Source organism: Streptomyces sp. NPDC042002, from assembly GCF_055588305.1.
Genome location: NZ_JBVJCT010000079.1, coordinates 1 through 5,013, shown reverse-complemented (window position 1 = coordinate 5,013; position 5,013 = coordinate 1). Strand labels below are relative to the sequence as shown.

The 5,013-nt window shown below is 66.1% G+C and carries 3 protein-coding genes; all 3 read left to right on the top strand.

Going from position 1 to position 5,013, the window contains the following annotated elements:
• Positions 1–82 precede the first annotated feature (82 nt).
• Positions 83–1,633, top strand: a complete 1,551-nt coding sequence (locus ACZ6KY_RS42060) for a hypothetical protein (RefSeq protein WP_469315518.1) — start codon at positions 83–85, stop codon at positions 1,631–1,633.
• Positions 1,630–2,451 (top strand): hypothetical protein, encoded by an 822-nt coding sequence (locus ACZ6KY_RS42055; RefSeq protein WP_469315517.1) that lies wholly within the window; start codon positions 1,630–1,632, stop codon positions 2,449–2,451. The genes ACZ6KY_RS42060 and ACZ6KY_RS42055 overlap by 4 nt, the downstream gene beginning before the upstream one ends.
• A 25-nt stretch (positions 2,452–2,476) precedes the next feature.
• The coding region (locus ACZ6KY_RS42050; protein WP_469315516.1) for a coiled-coil domain-containing protein at positions 2,477–5,013 on the top strand (2,537 nt) is incomplete at its 3' end.

The following is a 5,013-nucleotide window of genomic DNA, read 5'->3' as shown; positions in this document are numbered from 1 at the left end:
GTTCGAATTCCCGAGTCATTGTCAGTGCCGTGTTTTAGCTTGAACTCAGCGCACCAGAAATGAACTTGGGGGGACAGAACTGGTGATCTTCGAAGAGCCGTCGACAGTCTACGAGAGCATCACCTCACGGATCCGGGCCCTGGCCGTGGGCTCCCCACTGATGGCCCTCGACAACAGTAAGGCCAAGAAGGAACGCGGGTGGGACCGATACCGCATGGCTGAGCTGGCCTTGGTCGCCATTGACTTCGTGACGCTGCGCACGGACATGACCTCGGCCGTGCGCCAGGAAGCTGTCGTGGAACACGTGGCCGAGTTCGCCGCACTGCAGCTTCCAAACCGGGCAGGGGAGGAGTACCGGGCAGTCGCCCGATGGGTGACCGAGCGGCTGATCAACACCGAAGAACGCGACCGCGCCTTCCACCACGAAGTCGGGCATGTGACCGACGACGGATTCGAGACTCGCACGGCATCCTTCCAGATCCTCAAGGAAGTCCCCGATCATGTGGGGCAAGCCGCGCTCATCGCCACAGACGCCGCGATCACCGTGCTGGTACATGCGATCGACGTCGACATCGCCTCGGAACAGATAGCCGCGGAAGCCAAACTGGAGGCCCTGCTCAAGCGTTCGCGGATCAGCGAGGCGTGGCAGGCCGCCCAGAACGCACAGATCCACAGCATCCGGTACGCCAAAGACATCCACGGGCGCATCGAATCGATGAAGCGCAATGTGCGGGCAGTGGACTGGGACACAGAAGTCAAAGACACCGTCGATGAGGCTCTGGAGCACGTTCGCAGCCGGTCCGAGGCCGAGACGATGCAAAAGGAGCGGGTCAACCAGCTGCTGGAAGCCACCGACGATGGCCGCAAGCGCAGACAACTGCAGGACCTCGCAGAACTCATCCATGAGTGCTGGAAGCGCCATGCGGTACTGATCAAGATGCTGATGGAAGTCGGGCCGGAATTCCGGCGGCAACAAGACCGTCAGGTATTCGTAGCTCCGGCGATTCACACCCGCGTGCAACTGCATGAGCAGCTCCTTCAACCGGTGCTGGAGCTCTCCCTCGACGCATGCCTGGGTCCCTTGGAGGTGTTCACTCGCGCGGTCATGGGGCCTGTGCGCCCTCGTGTGATGTACCTGCCTGACTACCTGGAGGGACTCGCCCAGGTCGCCGACGAGGCCGGTGGGGAGCTGGTGCCGGTCCAGGAGGAGTACGACTGGTCGCAGATCGATGTCCCTTCCGCCTTCGTCGACGAGCAGCACCATGTGGTGGACACTCTGCTGGCAGCCGTGACGGGCCAGGGCATGCGGCTCTCGGCCCTGCTGGAGACCACGCGTCAGCCCGGCCCGGGAACAGGCCCGGACGCAGGAACGGACGAGCTGCTCACCCTCCGCGTCCAGCAGTTGTTCCGGCTCATTCCTGTGCGCCAGCTCGCCGGCGGCGAGGCTGCCGTGGTGGCCGTCGACGACGGCACGGTCCTGGATGACGAACGTTTCGGCGGCAGCGACTTCCTCCTGGTCCGTACCTGGAGCACCGCCATGACGCAGGAGATGGACGCCCCACTGCCCGCGTCCCCCACACCGCGCTGCTCGCAAGGCCCTGACGCCCACTCGCTCGATCAGGAGAGTGCATGAACCGCCACGAGGATGCTGCCGAGGCTGCCCGGATGGTCGCCTTCGCCATGACCCGCCGCAAGGCGCCCGCTCGCTCCGGCGAGTACGCCCGCCTCGTCCAACGCTTCGATACCGAGCCGGACTTCGCGCAGGTGGTGCGGAAGGTCGCCCAGGGATTCGACCTGACAGTGCTGGAAGTCCATCCTCTGACCGGGCTGGTCCTGGGCACTACGCCCGAGACTGACTTCGCTGTGTCCATCCCCGACCTCGTCCCGCAGACCTCCGATCGCCCCCTGTATCTGCTGGCCCAGTTGACGATTGCGTCCATGGTCTTTCCTCGCCCCGAGGACCTCGACGATGACGAGCATGTCGGGCGGATCTCGGTCCGGCAGGTCGATGACGAGGTCCGCATCCGGGCCTCGACCATTGAACGTCGTCTTGCACAAACTGGCGAGGACGTCGATCCGCCCTCCGGTCAACCGGGGTTGGAGGGGCTGTGGCGGGCCTACCTGCGCCGCAACGCCACGGGCAAGACCAAAACGCAGACGGGCAGGGCGCCGCAGGCGTCTACAAGAGCCCTGGTGAAAAGGGCGTTCACGCATCTAGAAGGCAACGGCTTCGCAAGCAAGGTCAGCGACGAGGACGCCGGCACCTACGTCACCCACGTCAAGTACCGGCTGCAGATCCGCGACCAGGCCGCGCGCGACATGCTGCGGGAACTCGCAGCGCTGGGCGTCGCAGCCCTGCCCACGGACGGCGCACCCGGCCACGCCCAGCCGTCTCCGGAGGCACAGCCGTCGCCAGACGATGCCGTGCCGGCGAACGGCCTGTTCAGCTGACCGCCCTCCCCCAAGGACTCCTTCCATGTATGAGCTCAACCGCATCCTGCTGCGAAACTTCGGCCCCCGCGATGCCCGTTACGAGGACGTGCCGCTGGACTTCTCTGGTGTCGGCGCCGAGGTGGAGACCGCCTCGCTAATTCCCGACGCCGGACACGTCACCCAGCGTCCGGCACCCGCCAGCCTGGTCATGCTGCAAAACGGCGGCGGCAAAGGCGTCTTACTGACCGGCATCACCTGCACCACCATCCCCTTCCACCACCAGGATCTGGAGACGCTGCGCAACTTCACCATCTCCATGGCGCAGCCCTCGCACGTGGTGCTCGAATGGGCCGACGCCCGCACCGGACGCCTGCTGGTGACCGCACAGGTCCTGGCCCCCGAGCGCGACGGCAAACTCCAGCGCTGCTTCTACAGCTTCCACCCCTGCGCGGCCCTGGACGCCGACCGGCTCCCCTTCCACCGCGAGGGGCACTGGACTCCGTACGAGGACTTCTGCACCGAACTACGCGACTGGAAAGAACGTGTGGAAGCACTCGAGCTGCACCTTGTCGACGGCCAGGAGAAGTGGGAGAAACACCAGCGCGGTCTTGGCCTGCAGCCTGAACTCTTCGACGTGCAGCGCAGGATGAACGCCAAGGAGAGCGACGCCGCCGCAGCCTTCACCACCAACACCGCCAACGCCTTCGTGGAATGGCTCCTGCGCAAGGCCACAGACGACGACCAGTACACCGAACTGGGCACCGCCTTCCACGGTTATGCCGCCGCACACGACCAGCGCGCCCAATGGGAGAGGGAGCGGCACTTCGCGGTGGAGATGCACCGCGCATGCGAGGACGTTGCCGGCCTCCACGGCTTGTACTCACAGCATGCCGGTGCAGCCCAGAGCGCCGAGAAGGACCTCGTACACCTCACCTCCGCGGTCCGGGCGCGTCACACCCAACTCACCACCACCGAGAGCGACAGAAACACCGCCCTCAAGAAGACTCACGGCTTGCTGGAGGCCGCGAAGAGCAGCAGCGCTCTCGCCCACGCGCGCGTCCGGCACGTGCAGTTGTGTGCCCACACTCTCGAGCTGGGCGAGATCACCGCTCAGCAGGAGGCCACGCAAAAGGAAAAGCAGGAGGCGCAGCATCAGAGCGCGGCGTGGGCGAGCGTACCGATCGCACTACGCCACGCACAGGCCCAGGACGACAACAACCGCGCCCAGCAGGCCCTCGTCCAGGCCGAACGCACCGCCGCCCCCTACATTCAAGCCCTCGACACCGCAGCAGCAGCGCTACGCGCCGGCTACACCAGGGCCGAGCAAGAGGCCCGCGAAACAATCCGTACGCACCACAGCGTGACAAGCGAGACTCAGAAAAAGATCGGACAATGGCGTACCCGCAGCAACGAACTGCTCACCGAAGCGGGCGACGCGCGGGCAGAATCCCGCATTCTGCAGAAGCAGACCGACGACTTCGCATTACGCCTGAGTGCCGCCCGCGAGCTAGACCTTCTCGCCCCGCAGGAAAGCGCCGCCGATGCCGCCGCCCGCACCCGGGACGACGCGCGCCACAGCGAGCAGCTGCTCCGGGAAGCCGACCAGGCCCGCAAGATCATCAAAACCGCACGGGACCGAGCCCACACTGCTCTGTCGAAGCAACAACAGCTAGCCTGGTCCGCGCGAGGAGCCGCGACGGCAGCAGCAGAGGAGACCAGTCGGCTGCGCGCTCAAGCTGAGGACATTCGCAGCAACTCGCTGTGTGGCGAGCTCCTGGAAGCCAGCAGCGACGAACTGGGCGCCGGTGACGCATTGCGCTGGCTGAACGACCACGCCGACGCCCTACAGCAGCTCGCCGAGCGCCGCTCCGGCGGGCTCGAGACCACACTCACAAACAAGCGCATCAACCTGCAGAGCGATCAAACCCTGCTCGCCCTCCTCGACACCAGCGAGGGCCTGCTGCCCGCCGCCGCAGAGGTACGCGACCTGTGCGGAAAACTGTCGGAGCAGGGGATCCACGCCGTGCCCGGCTGGCAGTGGATGCACGACAACGTCCCGACCAGCGAGCGCCAGCAGGTCATCAACACGCACCCCGACCTGGTCGGCGGGATCATCGTGGGCGGCCTTGACGGCCTGGACACCGCCCGGGCCCTGACGGAGCGCCTTCGCCCGCTGCCGTCCGCCGCCGTGACCGTGGGCACCGGAGAGCGGATGCTGAGCACCCAAGCAGCGCCCGATGCGGGCCGGTTCGTGGTCGAACCCTCCCCCGCCCTCCACGACGAGAAAGCCGCCGCACACGAACGCGCCGCGGTCGACACCCGTATCACCGAGGTCACCCGCGAGGTGAATTCGCTCGGTCAGCGCATTACCGCTGTACGCGACCTGCTCCGCCAGATCGCGAATTGGCGTGACGCCTGCGGTCTCCGGCCGGTGTCCGAGCTGCTCGGCCGACTGGAACTCCTGGAGACCGCTGCTGAGGAAGCCGAGAGCAAGCTGACCGAAACCCGCACCGCAGCAGGTGAGCAAGAGGCTGCGCTGCAGGTCGCTGAGGATAAGTACGAACGCCGTACCGAAGGGCT

Coding starts and splice junctions, on each gene's coding strand:
- ACZ6KY_RS42055 (WP_469315517.1), top strand. CDS start 1,630: ATGAACCGCCACGAGGATGCTGCCGAGGCTGCCCGGATGGTCGCCTTC.